Annotated in this window: 14 protein-coding genes and 1 pseudogene; 6 read left to right on the forward strand and 9 right to left on the reverse strand. The window is 59.5% G+C overall.

Annotated features, from left to right (window positions below):
* Positions 1 to 74: 74 nt before the first annotated feature.
* Positions 75 to 644, reverse strand: a complete 570-nt coding sequence (locus ACW9IR_RS11795) for a lipocalin family protein (protein WP_038359998.1) — start codon at positions 642 to 644, stop codon at positions 75 to 77.
* 30 nt (positions 645 to 674) lie between these two features.
* Positions 675 to 929: a hypothetical protein gene (locus tag ACW9IR_RS11800; protein WP_003220802.1), complete on the reverse strand. Its 255-nt coding sequence runs from the start codon at positions 927 to 929 to the stop codon at positions 675 to 677.
* A gap of 294 nt (positions 930 to 1,223) precedes the next feature.
* Here ACW9IR_RS11800 and ACW9IR_RS11805 point away from each other — a divergent pair.
* Positions 1,224 to 2,246 (forward strand): annotated as a pseudogene (locus ACW9IR_RS11805) (HAMP domain-containing protein); the annotation flags it as partial.
* A 93-nt stretch (positions 2,247 to 2,339) separates the two neighbouring features.
* Positions 2,340 to 3,104 carry a methyl-accepting chemotaxis protein gene (locus tag ACW9IR_RS11810; RefSeq protein ID WP_371260421.1) on the forward strand — a complete coding sequence of 255 codons (765 nt, stop codon included), beginning with the start codon at positions 2,340 to 2,342 and terminating at the stop codon, positions 3,102 to 3,104.
* A 185-nt stretch (positions 3,105 to 3,289) separates the two neighbouring features.
* Here ACW9IR_RS11810 and ACW9IR_RS11815 read toward each other — a convergent pair whose 3' ends face one another.
* The 5 genes from ACW9IR_RS11815 to ACW9IR_RS11835 form a co-directional block, all read right to left on the reverse strand.
* The gene (locus ACW9IR_RS11815) at positions 3,290 to 3,892 is read right to left on the reverse strand and encodes a DUF924 family protein (protein ID WP_457463307.1); all 603 of its coding nucleotides are present in this window, start codon (positions 3,890 to 3,892) and stop codon (positions 3,290 to 3,292) included.
* 3 nt (positions 3,893 to 3,895) lie between these two features.
* Positions 3,896 to 4,906: a class 1 fructose-bisphosphatase gene (locus tag ACW9IR_RS11820; RefSeq protein WP_007909265.1), complete on the reverse strand. Its 1,011-nt coding sequence runs from the start codon at positions 4,904 to 4,906 to the stop codon at positions 3,896 to 3,898.
* A gap of 309 nt (positions 4,907 to 5,215) precedes the next feature.
* Positions 5,216 to 6,580 carry a DUF3999 domain-containing protein gene (locus tag ACW9IR_RS11825; protein ID WP_457463309.1) on the reverse strand — a complete coding sequence of 455 codons (1,365 nt, stop codon included), beginning with the start codon at positions 6,578 to 6,580 and terminating at the stop codon, positions 5,216 to 5,218.
* Positions 6,577 to 10,161, reverse strand: a complete 3,585-nt coding sequence (locus ACW9IR_RS11830) for a DUF2339 domain-containing protein (RefSeq protein ID WP_457463311.1) — start codon at positions 10,159 to 10,161, stop codon at positions 6,577 to 6,579. Before ACW9IR_RS11830 ends, ACW9IR_RS11825 begins: the two co-directional genes overlap by 4 nt.
* Positions 10,162 to 10,415: 254 nt before the next feature.
* Positions 10,416 to 12,866: a glycogen/starch/alpha-glucan phosphorylase gene (locus ACW9IR_RS11835; protein WP_038359984.1), complete on the reverse strand. Its 2,451-nt coding sequence runs from the start codon at positions 12,864 to 12,866 to the stop codon at positions 10,416 to 10,418.
* 259 nt (positions 12,867 to 13,125) lie between these two features.
* On the opposite strand from ACW9IR_RS11835, the gene ACW9IR_RS11840 reads away from it, so the two are divergent.
* Positions 13,126 to 13,563 carry a YkgJ family cysteine cluster protein gene (locus ACW9IR_RS11840; protein WP_038359983.1) on the forward strand — a complete coding sequence of 146 codons (438 nt, stop codon included), beginning with the start codon at positions 13,126 to 13,128 and terminating at the stop codon, positions 13,561 to 13,563.
* 310 nt (positions 13,564 to 13,873) lie between these two features.
* On the opposite strand, the gene typA is transcribed toward ACW9IR_RS11840, so the two are convergent.
* Together typA and thiI are read right to left on the reverse strand one after the other, a co-directional pair.
* Positions 13,874 to 15,694 (reverse strand): translational GTPase TypA, encoded by a 1,821-nt coding sequence (typA, locus tag ACW9IR_RS11845; RefSeq protein WP_034153003.1) that lies wholly within the window; start codon positions 15,692 to 15,694, stop codon positions 13,874 to 13,876.
* Between the two features lie 139 nt (positions 15,695 to 15,833).
* On the reverse strand, positions 15,834 to 17,288 hold the full coding sequence (gene thiI, locus ACW9IR_RS11850) for a tRNA uracil 4-sulfurtransferase ThiI (protein ID WP_322845587.1): 1,455 nt from the start codon (positions 17,286 to 17,288) through the stop codon (positions 15,834 to 15,836).
* A gap of 327 nt (positions 17,289 to 17,615) precedes the next feature.
* Between thiI and glnA the strand changes: the two genes are divergently transcribed.
* From glnA to ACW9IR_RS11865, 3 genes are all read left to right on the forward strand, one after another.
* Positions 17,616 to 19,022: a glutamate--ammonia ligase gene (gene glnA, locus ACW9IR_RS11855; RefSeq protein WP_016985745.1), complete on the forward strand. Its 1,407-nt coding sequence runs from the start codon at positions 17,616 to 17,618 to the stop codon at positions 19,020 to 19,022.
* A gap of 286 nt (positions 19,023 to 19,308) precedes the next feature.
* Positions 19,309 to 19,824 (forward strand): DUF4124 domain-containing protein, encoded by a 516-nt coding sequence (locus tag ACW9IR_RS11860; protein ID WP_102899550.1) that lies wholly within the window; start codon positions 19,309 to 19,311, stop codon positions 19,822 to 19,824.
* On the forward strand, positions 19,821 to 20,444 hold the full coding sequence (locus ACW9IR_RS11865) for a DUF4124 domain-containing protein (RefSeq protein ID WP_102899551.1): 624 nt from the start codon (positions 19,821 to 19,823) through the stop codon (positions 20,442 to 20,444). Before ACW9IR_RS11860 ends, ACW9IR_RS11865 begins: the two co-directional genes overlap by 4 nt.
* Positions 20,445 to 20,525: the final 81 nt, after the last annotated feature.

Consider the following 20,525-nt stretch of genomic DNA (forward strand, 5'->3'; position numbering starts at 1 on the left):
TCAGTCATTTATTTGTGCTCTGACACAACGCTATCGCGAGCAGGCTCACTCCTACATTGGTTTTGTGGTGTTCTTTAGTTTGAGGTCTTGGCCATCTGCCGATCCGACGCGCGCCAGATCAGTCGCGTGGTGTCATAGCCCTGCTGACGCGCCTTGCTCAGCAGTTCTTCACGCACCACACCGTTGACGGTCGGTGTCCGCGACAGCAGCCACATGTACTTGCGACTCGGATCGCCGACGATGGCGGTCTTGTAGTCATCGCTGACGTACAACACCCAATATTCGCCTTTCGCCACACCCGGAATCAGCCGCGAAAACCAGGTATCGAATTCGACCCAGAGCTTGTCGGTCTTGCCCGGCACCTGTGGATAAGCCGTGCCCTTGGCCTCTTCCCACTGCCAGTCCGGGGTCAGGCAGCGATTGAGCACCGCGACATTGCCGTCAGGCTTGAGGGTGTAATGGGCTTCGGATTGCGCGCAATGGCGCTGGAAGTACATCGGCAAGCGCGCCAGTTCATACCAGGTGCCCTGATAGCGCTTGAGATTGACGCTGTTGACGGTTTTCGGCGCCAACGGGTCGACGCCGGAACTGGCGCAGCCGGCCAGTACCAGGCCGGCAAAAAGGATCAGCAATAACCGCTTCATTTTTCTTCTCCGTGGGCGCGAAGCCCCGGTTTACTTCAGGCCTTGGCCGGAAAACATCAGCACTTTGTCACCGGCGTACTGCACGCTGATAAAGCTGTTCTTGTCGCCCCAGGTGCAACTGGACATACCGAGCGCGCCCGAGCAATCAGTCGGTTTGCCCAGCAGGGTCTCGACTTCGGCCTTGGCCATCCCGGCCGAGAGCTTCGAATAGTTTTCCTGATTGACCTTGCTGCATGCGGCCAGCAGCACGCAAAACGTCAGAAGGGCGATAGATCGCAGCGACATGGTGTAACTCCTGGAACGAGGGGGGGATGGCATGGTGCCAACCAGAAGCTTAGAAGAGAAAACCCTCATCTGGTTCCGTGGGGGAATGGCTATTTATTAGCCCGCCCGTCTGGCATTTACCGATAAATCAGACACTTTGTAGGGCTATTGAGCATTTCGTCGCCTTTCGCCAAAGACGCCTAATCTTTGGCGCGCCGCGGTCGAAATAAGAGCAGCGCAAAGCCCCCGAGTGTGGCAAATTGCCGCCCTTTCTTGACCAGCCCCTTCGCGGTAGTTCATTCGATGACCAGAAACATGAAATTCAGCCACAAGATTTTGTTGGCTGCCGCCCTCGTGGTGGCCGTTGCGTTCGCCTGTTTCATTTTCTTTAACGACTATCGACAGCGCGAAGCCCTGAACAGCAGCACCGAAGCCTCGATGCAAGAGCTGGGTAGTCTGACCACCAGCAACATCCAGACTTGGCTGGAAAGCCGCATTCAGTTGCTGCAATCGTTGTCGCAGCAAGTGGCCGTCGACGGTAACGCCCCGGCGAGCCTGAAACGCATCATCGACCTGCCCGCCTACACCGGCAATTTTCAGCTCAGCTATTTCGGCGGCGCTGACGGCGTGATGTTCTCGGTGCCGGCCGGCAATCGCGCGCCGGATTACGATCCACGCGCACGCGGCTGGTACAAAGCGGCAAACAGCGCACAACAGACCATCGTCACCGAACCGTACATCGCCGCGTCCTCGGGCAAACTGGTAATCACCGTCGCCACCCCGGTACAGCGCCAAGGGCAAATGCTCGGCGTCGCCGGTGCCGACATCGACCTGACCAGTGTCAGCGCGATCATCAACTCGCTGAATTTCGGCGGCCACGGCCACGCGTTCATCGTCAGCAGCGAGGGCAAGATCCTGATTCACCCGGACAGCAAACTGGTGCTCAAGACCCTCGCCGAGGCCTACCCGAATGGCGCGCCGAAAGTCAGCGCTGGCCTGAAAGAAGTCGAGTTCGATGGCAAGACCCAACTGATCTCCTTCACCCGCGTCAACGGTGTGCCGTCGGCCGATTGGTACGTGGCGCTGGTGCTCGATAAAGATACCGCGTTCTCGATGCTCAGCGAATTCCGCACCTCGGCGCTGATCGCCATGATCATTGCCGTGGTGATCATCATCGCCCTGCTCGGCATGCTCATCCGCGTGCTGATGCAGCCGCTGCTGACCATGGGGCGCGCGATGCACGACATCGCCGAAGGTGAAGGCGACCTGACCAAACGTCTGGTGATCCACGGCAACGACGAGTTCGGCGCACTGGGCACCTCGTTCAACCGTTTCGTCGAGCGTATCCACACCTCGATCCGCGAAGTGTCCTCGGCCACCGGCCAGGTCAACGAAGTCGCTCTGCGCGTGGTCGCGGCATCGAACTCGTCGATGTACAACTCCGACCAGCAAGCCTCGCGCACCAACAGCGTGGCCGCGGCGATCAACCAACTCGGCGCCGCCGCACAGGAAATCGCCCAGAACGCCGCCCTCGCCTCGCAGCACTCCAGCGATGCCCGCAGCCTCGCGGTCGACGGTCAGCAGGTTGTCGATAAAACCATCCACGCCATGCAGCAGCTGTCGGCGAAGATCAGCGATTCGTGCGGCAACATCGAAACCCTGAACAGCAACACGGTGAACATCGGCCAGATTCTCGAAGTGATCACCAGTATTTCCCAGCAGACCAACTTGCTCGCGCTCAACGCCGCGATCGAAGCGGCGCGGGCCGGTGAAGCCGGTCGTGGTTTTGCCGTGGTCGCCGATGAAGTGCGTAATCTGGCGCACCGCACTCAGGATTCGGCGCAGCAAGTACAGAAGATGATCGAAGAGCTGCAGGTCGGTGCGCGTCAGGCGGTGAGCATCATGACCGAGAGCCAGCGCGAGAGCGAAAGCAGCGTCGGCATCGCCAATCAGGCCGGCGAGCGGTTGGGCAGCGTGACCCAGCGTATTGGCGAGATCGACGGGATGAACCAGTCGGTGGCCACCGCGACTGAAGAGCAGACCGCTGTGGTCGAGTCGATCAATGTCGATATCAACGAGATCAACACGCTGAATCAGGAAGGTGTGGAGAACTTGCAAGCGACGTTGCGCGCGTGCTCGGATCTGGAGCAGCAGGCGGCGCGGTTGAAGCAATTGGTGGGTAGTTTCAGGATCTGAAGATCAAGGGCTTTACCCCCTCACCCCAGCCCTCTCCCCCAGGGGGCGAGGGGGGGAAAGGGAGCAGATCTTCAAGCCTTTCAAAACCTGAGTTCGACTCAGGTCTCTCAAGTCGATGTACCTACAACATCCACCTCGGTCAGTCCCCTCTCCCCCCGGGAGAGGGTTAGGGTGAGGGCAAGCCCTTAAAACCGCGACCCAGGCTCAGAAAGAAACACCAACTCCTCAGCCGTAGACTCCCGCCCCAACACCGCATTGCGATGCGGAAACCGGCCAAACCGCGCGATCACTTTCTGATGCCGCTCAGCATAATCCAGATTATCGGCAAACACCGCCCGCTGCGCTTCCGGCTGTTCAGCCACCAGATCGATAAACCGGGAAACCGCCTCGTTCTGCACCGCAAGATTCTCGCAGTGCTCAAACACCAGATAAATAAACACACGCTGAATCGGTTTCAACTGCCGATCAAAATCCGCCGCAATGCCTTGGGCAACGAGTTTCTGCGCGCGCAGATCGCCGGAAAATGCTTTGGGAGTATCGCGAAAGATCATTCGCGGCAGTTGATCGAGCAGTAGCACTACCGCCAGCCAACCTTCGGGACGTTGCGTCCACGCGGTCAATTCGCCGGCCAGGGCCTGATCGACAAAGACCCCGAAACGCTCACGCGCTTCGAGGTCTTGGCTGTCTCGCTTACCGAACCACAACTTGCCCTTGTCAGCCGATATCTCGTCGGGGGACTCGGCTTGTCCGAACCACCAATCGAGCAACGGCTGCCAGGGCGCGGTCATGGTTTATTCCTTGTGGTAGGCCGTAGCGCGTGCGACTTCTTCTTTCGAGCCGAGGAACACCGCTACGCGCTGGTGCAGGCCTTCCGGCTGGATGTCGAGAATACGCTGGTGACCGTCGGTGGACGCGCCGCCCGCTTGTTCCACCAGGAACGACATCGGGTTGGCTTCGTACATCAGACGCAGTTTGCCTGGTTTGGAAGGCTCACGGCTGTCGCGCGGGTACATGAACAGACCGCCACGGGTCAGGATGCGGTGTACGTCGGCAACCATCGCCGCGACCCAACGCATGTTGTAGTTCTTTTTCAGCGGACCTTCTTCACCGGCCAGCAACTCGCCCACGTAGCGTTGTACCGGGGCTTCCCAGTGACGCTGGTTGGACATGTTGATGGCGAATTCCTGGGTCGATTCAGGAATGGTGATGTCTTCGTGGGTCAGCACGAAGCTGCCCATTTCGCGGTCGAGGGTGAAGCCTTTGACGCCGTCGCCCAAGGTCAGTACCAGCATGGTCTGCGGGCCGTAGATCGCGTAACCGGCAGCAACTTGCTGAGTGCCTGGCTGCAGGAACGCTTTCTCGTTCAGCGGCTCGTTCTGGCTCAGGTATTCGTTCGGGCAACGCAGTACCGAGAAGATGGTGCCGACCGGGGCGTTGATGTCGATGTTCGACGAGCCGTCCAGTGGGTCGAATACCAGCAGGTACGCGCCTTTCGGGTATTTGCCCGGGATCTGGTAGGCATTGTCCATTTCTTCGGACGCCATGCCGGCCAGGTGACCGCCCCATTCGTTGGCTTCGAGCAGGATCTCGTTGGAGATCACGTCGAGTTTCTTCTGCACTTCGCCTTGGACGTTTTCAGTGCCCATGCTGCCCAGAACACCACCCAGGGCGCCTTTGGACACGGCGTGGCTGATTTCTTTGCAAGCACGCGCGACCACTTCGATCAGGAAACGCAGATCGGCAGGAGTGTTATTGCTGCGGGTCTGCTCAATCAAATAGCGACTCAGGGTAACGCGGGACATGGACGGCTCCGGTGGAATGGGGGGCTAAAAACCCGCGCAGTTTACAGGGAGTCTGAAAACGTAGCGAGCGAAGACGCCCGGTAACGTGCGTTGGGGTGTAATTGCCTGCATGAGACGTGATTGTCGGTGGAGAGTTCAGGTAGCGGGTTTAGCGTAGTCCGAAATCGGGCGAAGGTGATCGGCTTCGGTTATGTATTGATTGAGAAGCCGCCTTCGCGAGCAAGCTCGCTCCCACACTGGATTTTTGAACGACGCAGATCCACTGTGGGAGCGAGCTTGCTCGCGAATGGCGCGCAGCGACAGCCATTCTCAGGAACTGGCAGGAGGCTTGCGCAACAAGCTAAACGCCATCGCCCCAAGGAACACCACACTCAGCAACAACACTGCCCACAACCCGATCTTCTTCCAATTTGTCTGCGCCACCGCCGCCGTGGTCGCTGTCGAAGTCTGCGTAGCCACCGCATCACCCTGCACCGACGCCTTGCCCAGTGACTCCAGTTTCTCCGGTTTGAAATCCGGAATCAGCGTCGCCAACGGCAGATTCGCCGTTTTAACGCTCGAATTGCCCAATGCCAAACTGTAAGGCCCCTCCCCCCGCGCGAGGAAAATCACCTGCGTCGCCCGCACCGCATATTTCACGCTTGGCGCCTGCTCGCCCAGACCACCGCCGCGCTCATCGACCGTCAGCTTCAACTGCTGCACAGTCTGCCCGTAGAGCTGCAATTCGTTCTGCACCACGTCCTGACCATTCTGGTTCAGGCGGTAGAGCAAACCGCTGCTCAGCACCTGCCACGGCAAGCTGCTTTCACGTCGACCCGCCAATGTCACCGGCGCCAGACTGTTCGGTTGTTTGATTTCGACCTGCACCCGCTCTACATTCAGCCCCATCGGCAACTGCCAGGTGTATTCCCCGGCCTTGGTGCTGCTGCCGGCCAATGCCTGCGACCAGACCAACGGCAGCGGAACGTTGCGCGGATCACTGCTTTTCAATTGAGCCGCCGTCAGAATCGGCGCCGAATTCGGCGACTCCCACAACAGCCGCACATAACGCGCCGACTGCCCCGGCAACGTCACCTCGTGCTGCTCGATGCGCTCATCGGAAAAGGTCAGCCGTGCCACCTGCCCTTCGCCCCACGCTTGCCAGTGTTGCAGGTCGTCGCTGGCTTCGATGCTGAAGCGCTGAAAGCCGTCGCGCTCGCTGGTCCAGTCGAGGATCAATTGCTGCAAGGGCGCCTTGATCGCGCTGGCATCCAGCAGCCAGCCGCGCAGCACTTCTTCGCCCGCCTCCAACTGGCTGGACGGTTGCACCTCGACCAGCGTGCCGTTGGTGGTCGATTGCACGCGCACGTTCGGCGCGCGTTCGCTGGCGTCGGCGGCGTTGTACAGCGGGAACCACTTCACCTCGTGCAACTGGCCGTCGTCGCGGGTCTGCGCCGATTCACGAGCCAGAGCATAGGCCTGTGGTTCGCCAGCGGCGTTGAACACGCGCAAGTCGCTGAGATCAGTCTGGCGCGCCTGCAATTGCACGCTCAACGGCAATTCGAGGCGATACCACGGGCCGTTGCCGCTCACCGACAGCGGCACCTGCGTGGCGAAGTCCGCCGGCTTTTCCTGAGCGCCAGCGGCCATCACCACGCCCAGCGCCAACCAACCCAGATTTCGCATGCGACTCAAGATGAAACTCCTTCGGTGTCCGGGGCCGGTTTGTCCGCCGCCGGTTCAGCTTCGACGCGTTTGGGCGGCAGTGGCGCAAAGTAGCCGACCACCAGCAGCAACACGCCGACGCCGATAAACGAGACGATCCGGGCGAGGCCGCCTCGGTTGCTCAATTCGACAAAAATCAATTTGGCCACCACCAGCGCAATCAGCGCCGCGCCGATCAGCCACACTTCGCGACGATGGCGCAGATGGCCGCCGATCATCAGCCCGAGCGCCATCAACGTCCAGACGATGGACAATCCGGCCTGCACCAGCATCGAGGCGAGCAGCGTATCCAGCTCGAAGGGGATGCCAGCCCAATGGTGCGCGGCGCGGGTAACCAGCGCAGTGCATAAGGCAAACAGCGAGACTCCGGCGATCAGTTGCGTCGCGTAATCGGCGTAGTCCTGACGGATCGACAACTGCGAAACCGCGCTGCGCGACCAGACGTAAACGCCGAACAATGCGAACAACAAACCCAGCTCCAATGGATTGAGCAGCGGCACATAAGGCAGCGGCTCGGCATTGCCATCGCTGACGCCATTCGCCAGCCAGAACCATGCGAGCATCAACACCGCCAACGGCGCCGCGGCGTACAAGCGGTACTCACGGGCAAACGTCGCCACCGGCCATGGCCAGTTACGCGGTGCAGCCGCCAGCAGCAGATAAACGCTCGGCAGAATCGCCCAGCCCAGCCAGCGCCAGGCGTTGTATTGCTCGGACAACAGCAGCAGACCGTAGCGCAACTCCAGCGCCAGCACGCCGATCAGCAGCCAGCAGCCGAGCACGTGCGCCGTGCTCAAGGCCCGCGCCGGCAGCATCGGCGCCAAGCGTCGCAAGCTGAAGAAATGCACGGCGAACACTGCTGCCCACGCCAGCCAACCGAAATCGGCCGCTGGGTGATAACGCGGATGCCAGGCAGCGAGCAACACCAGACCCGTCGCCGGAATCAGCAAGGTGCAGAGCAAGCCCAGCGCCGGCCATTTCAACCGCAGCGACAGCAACGCCCACAGCGCGACACTGAGCGCCGCGACCAACAGCAACAACGTGCCTTGCAGATTCGGCGCGGCAAAGCGCAACACTTCGCTGACCCATGCCAACGCCCACCAACCGGTGCCCCACACCAGCAACACTTCTGACAAGCGCTGCAAGCTCAACGCATCGAATGCCGAGGCGTGATTGCCCAGTTGCAGGCGCCAGGCACCGATCATTGCGGCCAGTCCGAGCACCAGCGGCGTCCAGAATCCTCCATGGGCCAAAGGCTTCAGACCTTCGCTGGACAGCGGCCCAAGCAACTCGGGGCCGGCCAGCAAAAACGCCGCGCCACCGATCAACTGCAACAGCAGACCGAAGACAAAACTCACGCGCTGCTTGAGGTACAGGCTCAGCCAGATAATCAGCAAACCACTCGCGGCCCACACCGCGCTCGCGGTCTGCCATGGCAGTACAAACAGCACCGCCAGATTGATCAGCACCAGGCCGGCCAGCAATACCACCGACAGACCGCGCAACAGGCGTACATCGCTGCGCACCATTTCATCGCGAGCGGCCACCAGCATGCCGGCGATCAATGCCAGACCGATCAACGACGCACTAAGCAAACCGCTCCAACCGGCATTGAACACCGCCGTCGAGTCCTCACCCGCCCCTTGCAGACGCAACAGAAATAACGCGCCACCGAGCAACTGCACGGCAAACGCGCTGAACAGGAAGGTGCGCGACTGAATCCGCAGACCGACAAACAACGTCGCCAACCCGGCGAGCGCCCAACTGATCGCCGTGCCCTGCACGAAGAAAAACAGCGGCGCCAGCAGGTAGAGGAAAGTCAGGCCCAGAGCTGCCAGCACTGGCAGGCCCTGGCGCTCCCACGGCGATGCCTGTTCCAGCGCAGCCTTGCGCAGTTGATAGAAACTGAACAGCAACGCGATGCCGAGCATCAACGCGCCCAACGGTGCACCGTCGAGCAGACTGCTTTCGCCGACCCGCAACTGACTGAGGAACGCTAACGCGGAACCCAGTTGCAGCAGCAAGGCAAACGCCCGGGCGAACGGCCGATGCTGACGCAAACCGAGCCAGAAAATCCCCGCACCTTCCACCGCCCACGCCGCCGACGTCCAACGCGCATCCAGCCCCAACGGAATCGCCAGACTGGCAAAAATCACCCCGAGCGCCAGACAGGTTTCGCCCAGCAGCACCGCGCGTCCGCCCATCAATACCTTGGCCAGCGCCATATAGATCATGCCCAACGCCAGCGCACTGAACGCCGCAGCAAACTCCAGATGCTGCACCAGCGCAAACTGCAAACCGAAGCCAATAATCGGCGGGCCGAATAGCATGGTGCCATCGACATAATCGCCCTTGCGCGCTGACCAGTGCAGCAGCGCCTCGCGGTCGCTGTCCGCCGGGGCATCGGGCATATCGAGCAATTTGCGCCGAGCGAACAACAGACCGATTGCGAGGTACATCAGGAAAAACAGAATCAGGAACGGCTCAGTGCTCCACAACAGCTCCGGCGCATACGAACGCAGGCCCCAAGCGAAGCCGATACCGAAGGTGCCGACGAAGCCGATCAGGTTGAGCAGACGCCAGGCCTTGAACCAGGCGATGGCGAGAATGCCGGCGTTGAGCAGCGCGAAATAGCTGAACAGCGCGACGTGGTTGCCCGCGCCGGTTGATGTCAGGATCGGCGCGGCAAAACCGCCCAATGCCGCTGCAGCTGCCAACCCTAAAGCATCCTGAGTGATCGCCAGAATCGCCGAGAACACCGTCACCGCGACCAGCAATCCCAACGCGGCGGACGGATCGAGCAACGGATGCAGACGCATCGCCGCAAACACCGTCAGGTACAGCACCGCAATCCCGGTGCCTTGCAGCATCAACGCGTAATTGCTGTTGCGCCGGCGTAGCCACCAGCCCAGCGCGAGCAAGCCCAACGCGGCTGCCGCGACACCGGCGTAACGTACCTCGATCGGCACAACCATCCCTTCGGTGGCATAGCGCAACAGGAACGCCAGACCGAAGAACAGCAACACCACGCCGACCCGCAGCACGGTGTTGCCGCCGAACAACCAATTGCGCGCGGCGCTGATGCCGCGTTCGATGAGGTTCGGGCCACGGGGTTCGGCGGGGGCTTGGGGTTCAGGAGTAACGGCGTCGAGGCGCCACACATCAGCGGGCAGCGGTTGAATGGTTTCGCTGGCGACGGCGGAAATCGGTTCGAGTTCGGGCGGCAGTTCCCAGACCAGTTCGGGGGCAGGAGCTTCTGCGGCGGCTTTGACCGGTTCTACGACGGGCTCGGTAACCGGCGGCGTACTCGCTGGCGACGCGGCACGAACCGGTGCGCCTTCGAGCAAAAATAGACGTTGCTCGACGCCTTGCAAAGCGACCTTCGCCTGCTCAAGTTGCTGCTGTTGCGCCGCCGCCTGCGAGCCAAGCCGCGCGATGCGGATCGTCTGCCCGATTGCCAGCCCCAGCAACGCGCCCAACAGCGCATCACTGAACGACTCGTCGAGCAGCCAGCCGAGCACCAGCCCGATCAACATGAACATCCATTGCATGGTCGATATCCCTAAGCAGCCCCAAGACAGGGCGAGTCCGGCGATTGCTTCAGTCTAGGCACAAACCCAGTGGGAGCGAGCCTGCTCGCGAAAGCGGTTTGTCCGCCAACAGTTCTTTTTAACATGACAACCGCTTCGCGAGCAGGCTCGCTCCCACATTGGATTGGTGGTGACTGGCGCTGCCGGTAACCGGCGCTCAGTATATCGATCCGGCCCAACAAACGTTGGGCCTTGCGCACATTTTTTGTGGAAAGTTACTCCAACGCTTTCCAGATATCCGTGGCGTACTCGCGAATCGTCCGGTCCGAGGAGAACCAGCCCATCCGCGCCGTGTTCAGCACCGCTGAACGCCACCAGTTGTTGCTGTCGTGCCAATGCTCTTCAACGCGTTTCTGCGCTTCCCAATAGGAGTCGAAGTCGGCGCAGACCAGGAAGCGGTCGTAATCCACCAGCGAATCGATCAGCCCGGTGTAGCGCGAAGTGTCATCCGGCGAGAACACCCCGCTGCGAATCGCTTGCAGCACATCGTTCAAACGATGCGACGCGGCAATGTCCGGCAACGCGCTGAACTCGTGGTTCTGTTTGCGCGCTTCGACCTGCTGCGCGCTGAGGCCGAAAATGAACATGTGCTCAGCACCAATGCGTTCGCACATTTCCACGTTGGCGCCGTCCAGCGTGCCGATGGTCAGTGCGCCGTTGAGGCCGAACTTCATGTTACTGGTGCCCGACGCTTCGAAGCCGGCAGTGGAGATCTGCTCGGACAAGTCCGCCGCCGGAATGATGCTTTCCGCGAGGCTGACGTTGTAGTTGGGCAGGAACACCACTTTCAGCAGGCCGCGCACGGTCGGGTCGTTGTTCACCACCCGGGCGATGTCGTTGGTCAGTTTGATGATCAGTTTGGCCTGGTGATAACTCGCCGCAGCCTTGCCGGCGAAGATTTTCACCCGTGGCACCCAGTCGACTTCCGGCTCGGCGCGAATCGCCTGATACAGCGCCACGGTGTGCATCAGGTTGAGCAACTGGCGTTTGTATTCGTGGATCCGTTTAACCTGCACATCAAACATCGCCGCCGGATTGACCGCGATACCCAGCCGTTCGTGAATCAGATAGGCCAGCGCTTTTTTGCTGTGCAGCCGTTGTTCGGCAAAAGCTTTGCGGAACGCGGTTTTTTCGGCGAACGGCTCAAGATCGAGCAGACGCTCTTCAGGGTTATCGAGCAAATCCGGGCCGAGCGCGTCGACCAGCATCGAGGTCAATTCGGAGTTGGCCTGATACAGCCAGCGGCGGAAGGTAATGCCGTTGGTTTTATTGTTGATCCGCTCTGGGTAGAGCTTGTGCAGTTCGGCGAACACGGTTTTGCGCATCAACTGCGTGTGCAGTCCGGACACCCCGTTGACGCTGTGCGAACCGAGGAACGCGAGGTTGCCCATGCGTACGCGGCGACCGTTGTCCTCTTCGATCAACGACACCGCGCGCAGCACGTCGAAATCGTGAATGCCTTTGGCCCGCAGCGAATCGATGTGCTGGGCGTTGATCAGGTAAATGATCTGCATGTGCCGTGGCAGCATGCGTTCCATCAAACCCACCGGCCAGGTTTCCAGCGCTTCTGGCAGCAGCGTGTGGTTGGTGTACGACAGCGTGTCGACGGTGACTTGCCACGCCGCATCCCAGGCCACATCGTAGACGTCGACCAGTTGCCGCATCAGTTCGGCGACGGCAATCGAGGGGTGGGTGTCGTTGAGCTGGATGGCTGCGTGATCGCCCAGGGTCAGCACCGAGGTGTGCATGTTGCGATGGCGGCGCAGCAGATCCTGCAAGGAAGCAGCGACGAAAAAGTATTCCTGGCGCAGGCGCAGCTCTTGCCCTGCTTCGGTGCTGTCCGCCGGGTAAAGCACACGGGAGATGCTTTCGGCACGTGCCACTTCGGCGACGGCGCCCAAGTGGTCACCGGCGTTGAAGCGCTCCAGGTGCAAATCTTCCATGGCGCGGGCACGCCACAGCCGCAAGGTGTTGACGCTCGCCCCGCGCCAGCCGACCACGGGCGTGTCGTAAGCAATGGCGCGCACGGTTTCTGCTGGCGACCAGACTTGTTTGGATTTGCCCGAAACATCGGTGACGGTTTCGACGCTGCCACCAAAGCCGATGGTGTAAACGACCTCTGGCCGTTCAAACTCCCACGGGTTGCCGAAATCCAGCCAGTGCTCGGTCTGTTCCTGCTGCCAGCCGTCGACGATGGCCTGGCGGAACAAGCCGTGCTCATACCGAATGCCATAACCGTGGCCGGCGATGCCGAGGGTCGACATGCTTTCCATGAAGCACGCGGCCAGACGACCGAGGCCGCCGTTACCGAGCGCCGCATCGGGCTCCAGCAAGCGGATGCGCTCAAGATCGACACCGAGTTCAGTCAACGCTTCACGGGCGACGTCGAGCAGGCCAAGGTTGCTCAGGCTGTCGTAGAGCAAGCGGCCGATAAGAAATTCCAGCGAGAGGTAATACACCCGTTTCTGACCTTTGCGGTAGATCTGCCGGGTGTGGTCCATCCAGTGTTCGACCATGTGATCACGCGCAGCCAATGCGATGGCTTCGAACCAGTCATGGTCGAAGGCGTGATCGGGGTCTTTACCCACCGCGTAGGTGAGTTTGGTCAGGACGGCGTCGCGGAATGCGGCCACCTCTGCTTCGCGAACTAGTGGTTCTTGAGTCATCAATAGGACCTCGAGCGAGCGGGAATTGTCTGAGCCTAGACGGTCTGACCGACGGTGAGGGCTCTGGTTCGGCAGTATTTCCTGAGACTGTGAGATAGCCCGGCATTACCTTGGCGAGTGAGCTAATGAATGCAGGGGCCGTGCCGAATTGTCCGGCAATGTGCCTGTATGCAGAAAAAATCTGGCGAAAGGTTGTTCAAAAATCCACCAGTCCCGGTATGATCGCGCGCCCTGATGCACACACGCCTGGTAACTCCCGATGATGAAGCCCAACCTGATTGCCGCCGCCGAGATCGATCGTCTCGATACGTGGGCAAAATACTCAGCCCCGATGTGCGGTTCCTGCGTGTCGAGCTGCTGCACGCTGCCGGTTGAGGTGAAGATCAAGGATCTGGTGCGCATCGGCGTGGTCGATGAGTTCGAACTGGGCGACCCGCCGAAGAACATCGCCAAGCGTTTGCAGAAGGAAGGCCTGGTTGAACGTTTCAATCAGAAGTCCGGCATCTTCACCCTGCAGCGCATGAGCAACAACGATTGCTACTACCTGGATCGTAAGAGCCGCCTGTGCACCATTTATGACAAGCGCCCGGATACCTGCCGCAATCACCCGAAGATCGGGCCGCGTCCGGGGTATTGCGCGTACAAGCCGAAGGAAGTGGTGCGCGAGCAGAATTTCCGAGCGATTGAGAAGTTCTAAAAGCTGACCCTCACCCCAGCCCTCTCCCGGAGGGAGAGGGAGCCGACCGAGCTTTCTGGCGCCATACATCGACCTGAAACACCCAGGCGATTATGGATTCGGTACAGCCCCACCAAATCGATTATGGATTCAGCAGAATTCTTTCAAGTCGATGCATCTCATGAATATCCCCCATTCGGTCCCCTCTCCCTCCGGGAGAGGGCTAAGGTGAGGGGCTCTTGATCTTCAAGACTCAATCCACATTTCCCCCAGACAAACAAAAACGCCCCCGGTCTCGCGACCGGGGGCGTTTTTTCAAGCTCGGGCTAAATTACGCCTTGGCTTTCTTGGCAGCGCGGGTACGCTCGCTTTCGTCCAGGATCTTCTTGCGAAGACGGATGGACTTAGGAGTAACTTCGCACAGCTCGTCTTCCTGGATGTATTCCAGAGCCTGTTCCAGAGTGAAGCGAACAGGTGGTACCAGAGCGATGGTTTCGTCTTTACCCGAAGCACGCATGTTGTCGAGCTTCTTGCCTTTGGTTGGGTTTACACCCAGGTCGTTGTCGCGGCTGTTCTGACCAACGATTTGACCGTTGTAGATCTCTTGACCGTGTTCTACGAACAGCTTGCCACGAGCCTGCAGGGTTTCCAGCGAGTAGGTCAGTGCCTTACCGGTTTCAACCGAAACCAGAACGCCGTTCTGACGGCCGGACATGTGGCCCGACTTGACGGTGTCGTAGCGATCGAAGATCGAGGTCAGGATGCCAGCACCGTTGGTCAGGGTCAGGAACTGGTTACGGAAACCGATCAGACCGCGAGCAGGGATGTTGTATTCCAGACGAACACGGCCCTTGCCATCCGGCACCATGTTGCTCAGGTCGCCTTTACGCAGACCCATTTCTTCCATGACCTTGCCCTGAGCTTCTTCAGGGATGTCGATGGTCACGTTTTCGAACGGTTCTTGTTTAACGCCGTTCACTTCACGAATGATTACTTCAGGACGGCCCAGGGCCAGCTCGAAGCCTTCGCGACGCATGGTTTCGATCAGTACCGAGAGGTGCAGCTCACCACGGCCGGAAACCTTGAACTTGTCAGCGGTGTCGCCTTCTTCAACGCGCAGTGCAACGTTGTACAGCAGCTCTTTGTCCAGACGGTCCTTGATGTTACGGGACGTCACGAACTTGCCTTCTTTACCGCAGAATGGCGAGTCGTTTACCTGGAAGGTCATCGAAACGGTTGGCTCGTCAACGGTCAGAGGCTTCATCGCCTCGACAGTGTCCGGGTGGCACAGGGTGTCGGAGATGAACAGCGAGTCCATACCGCTGATGCAAACGATATCGCCTGCTGCAGCTTCTTCAACGTCGATGCGGTGCAGACCGTGGTGACCCATCAGTTTCAGGATACGGCCGTTACGGCGCTTGCCGTCGGCACCGATCGCCACAACCGGGGTGTTCGGCTTGACGCGGCCACGAGCGATACGGCCAACGCCGATAACACCCAGGAAGCTGTTGTAGTCCAGAGCGGAGATCTGCATCTGGAACGCGCCATCACGGTCAACAGCCGGAGGCGGAACGTGGTCGACGACCGCTTGGTACAGCGGGGTCATGTCTTCCGCCATGGCGGTGTGATCCAGACCGGCAATACCGTTCAGGGCCGAGGCGTACACAACCTGGAAGTCCAGTTGTTCTTCGGTAGCACCGAGGTTGTCGAACAGGTCGAAGATCTGGTCCAGAACCCAGTCCGGACGCGCGCCTGGACGGTCAACCTTGTTGATTACCACGATTGGACGCAGGCCGGCTTCGAAAGCCTTCTTGGTCACGAAACGAGTTTGCGGCATAGGGCCGTCTTGAGCGTCAACCAGCAGCAGAACGGAGTCAACCATCGACATTACGCGTTCAACTTCGCCGCCGAAGTCGGCGTGGCCCGGGGTGTCCACGATGTTGATATGGTAGCCGTTCCAGTTGATGGCGGTGTTTTTCGCCAGAATGGTAATACCGCGCTCTTTTTCCTGGTCGTTGGAGTCCATCACGCGCTCGTCGTTGAGCTCGTTGCGCTCCAGAGTGCCGGATTGACGCAGGAGTTTGTCTACCAGGGTGGTTTTACCATGGTCAACGTGGGCAATGATGGCGATGTTGCGTAGATTTTCGATCACTTGTGTATCTCGATCAGAGGATTCGGTTTGCTGACAAGTCTTGGCAGCGATTAGCAGTAGTGTCCGGCATGGCCGTTACAGCTTGACGGCGGTGTCGGGGGGCCGGTGACGCAGGCCACAGGCAAACAGCCCCGGGCACTTAGCTCGGTCGATAAACGCGCACATTGGCATGCCCCTCACTGAGCAAATGGTGAGCATGCAGGCGACTCATCACGCCTTTGTCGCAATACAGCAGGTACTGGCGAGTCGGATCCAGCTCCTTGAAACGAGCGTTCACTGCGTAGAACGGCATCGTCTGTACTTCTACGCCAGCGAGTTCCAGCGGCTCATCCTCGGCGGCATCCGGGTGACGGATGTCGATCACGATCTGGCCGGCCAGTGCTTCGCTGACTTCTTCAATCTGTACGTCCTGGCCCAATTCGTCGATCACCCGATCGATCGGCACCAGTTTGGCGTTTTCGAGCGCACGCTCGAGCACCGCCATGTCGAATTCTTTCTCTTCGTGCTCAACGCGACCGCGTTTGGCGGCGGTCTTCGGATTGACCGAAATGACTCCGCAGTATTCCGGCATGTGCCGGGCGAAATCGGCGGTGCCGATCTCGTTGGCCGTGTCGATGATGTCCTGCTTGTGCGCCACGATCAGCGGACGCAGGACCAGTTTGTCGGTCACGCAGTCGATCACCGACAGGTTTGGCAGCGTCTGGCTCGACACCTGGGAGATCGCCTCGCCGGTGACCAGCGCTTCGATATGCAGGCGATCGGCGATGTTGGAAGCCGCGCGCAACATCATACGCTTCAATACGACGCCCATATGACTGTTATCGACTTTGCCGAGAATTTCGCCCAACACTTCTTCGAACGGAACACTGACAAATAGCACGCGTTGCGAGCTGCCGTACTTCTTCCAGATGAAATGCGCGACTTCCATCACGCCCAATTCGTGGGCACGACCGCCCAGATTGAAGAAGCAGAAGTGCGTCATCAGGCCGCGACGAATGATCTGGTAAGCCGCAACGGTCGAGTCAAAGCCGCCGGACATCAATACCAGCGTCTGCTCCAACGCACCCAGCGGGTAACCGCCGATGCCGTTGTGCTGGCTGTGGATCACAAACAACCGTTTGTCGCGAACTTCGATCCGGACTTCGATTTCCGGCGCTTTCAGGTCGATACCGGCGGCACCGCACTCACGGCGCAGCTTGCTGCCAACGTATTTTTCAACGTCCATCGAGCTGAACGCGTGCTTGCCGGCACGCTTGCAACGCACCGAGAAAATCTTCCCGGCCAGTGCAGCGCCGTAGTGCTCTTTGCACTTCTCGGTGATGTCGTCGAAGTCGCCCAGCGGGTACTCGTCGATCTGCAGAAAGTGCGCGATGCCCGGCATGCAGGTCAGGCGCTCACCCATCTCTTTCAAGGCTTTGGCGTCGGTTACGCGGGTTTCCAGCTCGAGATTGTCCCACACACCGTTCACCACCACGGCCGGGTCCAGGTCACGGAGCACGGTGCGGATGTTCTTGGCCAACTGGCGGATGAACTTCGTCCGGACAGGTCGGCTTTTGATGGTGATCTCGGGGAAGACTTTTACGATTAGTTTCATGAAAACAGCGCGCGAACGGCCAGCCGAAAAAGGGGGGCGCGGATTATAGCGGAAATTGCTCAAGGTTTAACCAGTTAATGTGCAGAAGGTTTTGTATGCACCAAAACAGGTCATTTGCAGATTGTGACGCTACATTAAAGGGCGATATTTTCTGCTTTAAGAAGCTCCGCACCTTAATAAGCGTGAATTTGGGGCAAAAAACCCATGCTGGGGCACTGGCATGCAATTTGCTCCCTTGTGAGGCAGGTTGCCTTGGCAGAGTATTCGCGCCGGCATCACCACTATTAAGGGCATCCACTACCAGCCCTAATTCACCCGGAGGACACTATGTCGAAGTCGGTTCAACTCATCAAAGATCATGACGTCAAGTGGATTGATCTGCGCTTCACGGACACCAAAGGCACTCAGCACCACGTGACCATGCCGGCTCGCGATGCGCTGGAAGACGACTTCTTCGAAGTCGGCAAGATGTTCGACGGTTCCTCCATCGCTGGCTGGAAAGGCATCGAAGCCTCCGACATGATCCTGCTGCCGGACGACGAAACTGCCGTGCTCGACCCGTTCACCGAAGACGCCACCCTGATCCTGGTGTGCGACATCATCGAACCGTCGACCATGCAAGGTTACGATCGCGACCCGCGCGCCATCGCTCACCGTGCCGAGGAATACCTGAAGACCACCGGTATCGGTGACACCGTATTCGCCGGTCCAGAGCCTGAGTTCTTCATCTTCGACGAAGTGAAGTTCAAGTCCGACATCTCCGGTTCGATGTTCAAGATCTACTCCGAACAAGGTTCGTGGATGTCCGACCAGGACATCGAAGGCGGCAACAAAGGCCACCGTCCAGGTATCAAAGGTGGTTACTTCCCGGTTCCGCCGTTCGACCACGATCACGAAATCCGTACTGCCATGTGCAACGCACTGGAAGAAATGGGCCAGACCGTTGAAGTTCACCACCACGAAGTGGCAACTGCCGGTCAGAACGAAATCGGTGTCAAGTTCAACACCCTGGTGAAAAAAGCTGACGAAGTTCAGACGCTGAAATACGTTGTCCACAACGTGGCTGACGCCTACGGCCGCACCGCTACCTTCATGCCGAAGCCACTGTACGGTGACAACGGTTCGGGTATGCACGTGCACATGTCCATCGCCAAAGATGGCAAGAACACCTTCGCTGGCGAAGGCTATGCCGGCCTGTCCGAAACCGCTCTGTACTTCATCGGCGGTATCATCAAGCACGGTAAGGCACTGAACGGCTTCACCAACCCGGCCACCAACTCCTACAAGCGTCTGGTGCCAGGTTTCGAAGCGCCGGTGATGCTGGCCTACTCGGCTCGCAACCGTTCCGCGTCGATCCGTATTCCTTACGTCAACAGCCCACGTGGCCGTCGTATCGAAGCGCGTTTCCCGGATCCGGCTGCCAACCCGTACCTGGCTTTCGCAGCACTGCTGATGGCTGGCCTGGACGGTATCCAGAACAAGATCCACCCAGGCGACGCTGCCGACAAAAACCTGTACGACCTGCCGCCTGAAGAGGCGAAAGAGATCCCGCAAGTTTGCGGCAGCCTGAAAGAAGCTCTGGAAGAGCTGGATAAAGGCCGTGCGTTCCTGACCAAGGGCGGCGTGTTCTCCGACGACTTCATCGACGCTTACATCGCGCTGAAATCCGAAGAAGAAATCAAGGTCCGTACCTTCGTACACCCATTGGAATATGAGCTGTACTACAGCTGCTGATCCGGTAGCGCTGCGCTACGCGGCGTGAGTGAAAGAGGCCTCCTTCGGGAGGCCTTTTTTATTGCCTGCGATTTATGGCGTCACGCAGATCCCTGTGGGAGCGAGCCCGCTCGCGAAGGCGTCGTATCAGTCGCCATCACCGCCAATGACGCACCGCATTCGCGAGCAGGCTCGCTCCCACAGGGGATTTGTGGCGCCTGAATGATCTCCGGATGTGTGCCGAGTTGGGCCAACCGCCGCGTCTGTCCTATGCTGCATCCCATCGTTTTCAATCCCGGTCGATTTCATGGGTCGCATCTTTATCTACATACTGCTGCTGATCGCCCTGCCCGCCGCCGCGCAGATCTACAAGTACACCGATGCCAATGGCAACACGGTGTACAGCGATCACTCGCCAGACGGCGTGCAGGCGCAGCCCGTGGAGTTGCCGCCGCTCAACCGTGTCGAGCCTCAGGCGCCCAGCGCACCGGCCCCCTCTGGCACGGACAATCGCCAGCCGGCACGCAGCGATGCCTATGAGATTCTGGAAATCGCCGGCCTGCCCACCGAAGAAGCCCTGCGCGCCAATAACGGCACGTTCACCGTCAACGTGCTGATCAAACCGCGCCTGCGGCCACCGCATCAATTAAGACTGGTATTGGACGATGAACCCTACGGTCAGCCGAGCAACGTGCCGATCCTGCAACTGGTGAACGTGGATCGCGGCGAACATCGTCTCGCCGTGCAAGTGATCGACGGGCAGACGATCATTCAGCAGAGCCCGCCAGCGGCCCTTAGCGTACAGCGAGTACACAAGCCATGATTCGCGCGTGGCTTATCACTGTGTTGGCACTGCTGACGCTGCAAGCATCGGCTGAGGTCTTCACCTATACCGATGCGCAGGGCAATCGCGTCTACACCGACCAACCGCGCGGCAACGCCAAGCGAGTGCCCATCGCAACCAGCAATCGCATGTCGCCCAACCCAACGGCCGCCGCGCCGGTCACCACCGCGAAAAAATCCGTCGAGCAGCCTCTATTCCATTACGACATGCTGCGCATTCTGATACCTGAACCCGATGCCACGATTCGCAGCAGCGCAGGTGAAATCATTGTCAGCGTCACCAGCGAGCCCGGACTACAGCGAGGTCACCGTTATCGCCTGCTACTGGACGGACAGGCCACGGGCGAGCCAGGCCTCAGTCCAGTGTTCCCGCTGAACAACATTGATCGTGGCAGCCACAACCTTTCCGTGGAAATCCTTGACACCGAAGGCCGTACCGTCGAACGCACCGCCAACCAGCCCTTCCATATGCTGCGCATCTCGCTTGCGCAGAAGCGTCAGGTCAAACCTTGCACCAAGGACGACTACGGCATCCGTCCAGAATGCCCACTGAAAGACAAACCGCCCGAACCAAAAAACCCCTTCCTGCGTTTCTTCTAACGCCGCTCAGCTTTGCGCACTATATTGGTGCAATAGGCTGCACCGTACCCACAATCCAACCCATTTTGGTTCGAAACTACC

The organism is Pseudomonas sp. SDT291_1_S447, assembly GCF_054070155.1.

What these genes read in the sequence shown, in the direction of transcription:
- ACW9IR_RS11840 (WP_038359983.1), top strand. Translation starts at nt 13,126, where the DNA reads ATGATGAAGCCCAACCTGATTGCCGCCGCCGAGATCGATCGTCTCGAT.
- ACW9IR_RS11800 (WP_003220802.1), bottom strand. Translation starts at nt 929, where the DNA reads ATGTCGCTGCGATCTATCGCCCTTCTGACGTTTTGCGTGCTGCTGGCC.
- ACW9IR_RS11815 (WP_457463307.1), bottom strand. Translation starts at nt 3,892, where the DNA reads ATGACCGCGCCCTGGCAGCCGTTGCTCGATTGGTGGTTCGGACAAGCC.
- glnA (WP_016985745.1), top strand. Translation starts at nt 17,616, where the DNA reads ATGTCGAAGTCGGTTCAACTCATCAAAGATCATGACGTCAAGTGGATT.
- ACW9IR_RS11810 (WP_371260421.1), top strand. Translation starts at nt 2,340, where the DNA reads ATGTACAACTCCGACCAGCAAGCCTCGCGCACCAACAGCGTGGCCGCG.
- ACW9IR_RS11865 (WP_102899551.1), top strand. Translation starts at nt 19,821, where the DNA reads ATGATTCGCGCGTGGCTTATCACTGTGTTGGCACTGCTGACGCTGCAA.
- ACW9IR_RS11835 (WP_038359984.1), bottom strand. Translation starts at nt 12,866, where the DNA reads ATGACTCAAGAACCACTAGTTCGCGAAGCAGAGGTGGCCGCATTCCGC.
- ACW9IR_RS11830 (WP_457463311.1), bottom strand. Translation starts at nt 10,161, where the DNA reads ATGCAATGGATGTTCATGTTGATCGGGCTGGTGCTCGGCTGGCTGCTC.
- thiI (WP_322845587.1), bottom strand. Translation starts at nt 17,288, where the DNA reads ATGAAACTAATCGTAAAAGTCTTCCCCGAGATCACCATCAAAAGCCGA.
- ACW9IR_RS11795 (WP_038359998.1), bottom strand. Translation starts at nt 644, where the DNA reads ATGAAGCGGTTATTGCTGATCCTTTTTGCCGGCCTGGTACTGGCCGGC.
- ACW9IR_RS11820 (WP_007909265.1), bottom strand. Translation starts at nt 4,906, where the DNA reads ATGTCCCGCGTTACCCTGAGTCGCTATTTGATTGAGCAGACCCGCAGC.
- ACW9IR_RS11860 (WP_102899550.1), top strand. Translation starts at nt 19,309, where the DNA reads ATGGGTCGCATCTTTATCTACATACTGCTGCTGATCGCCCTGCCCGCC.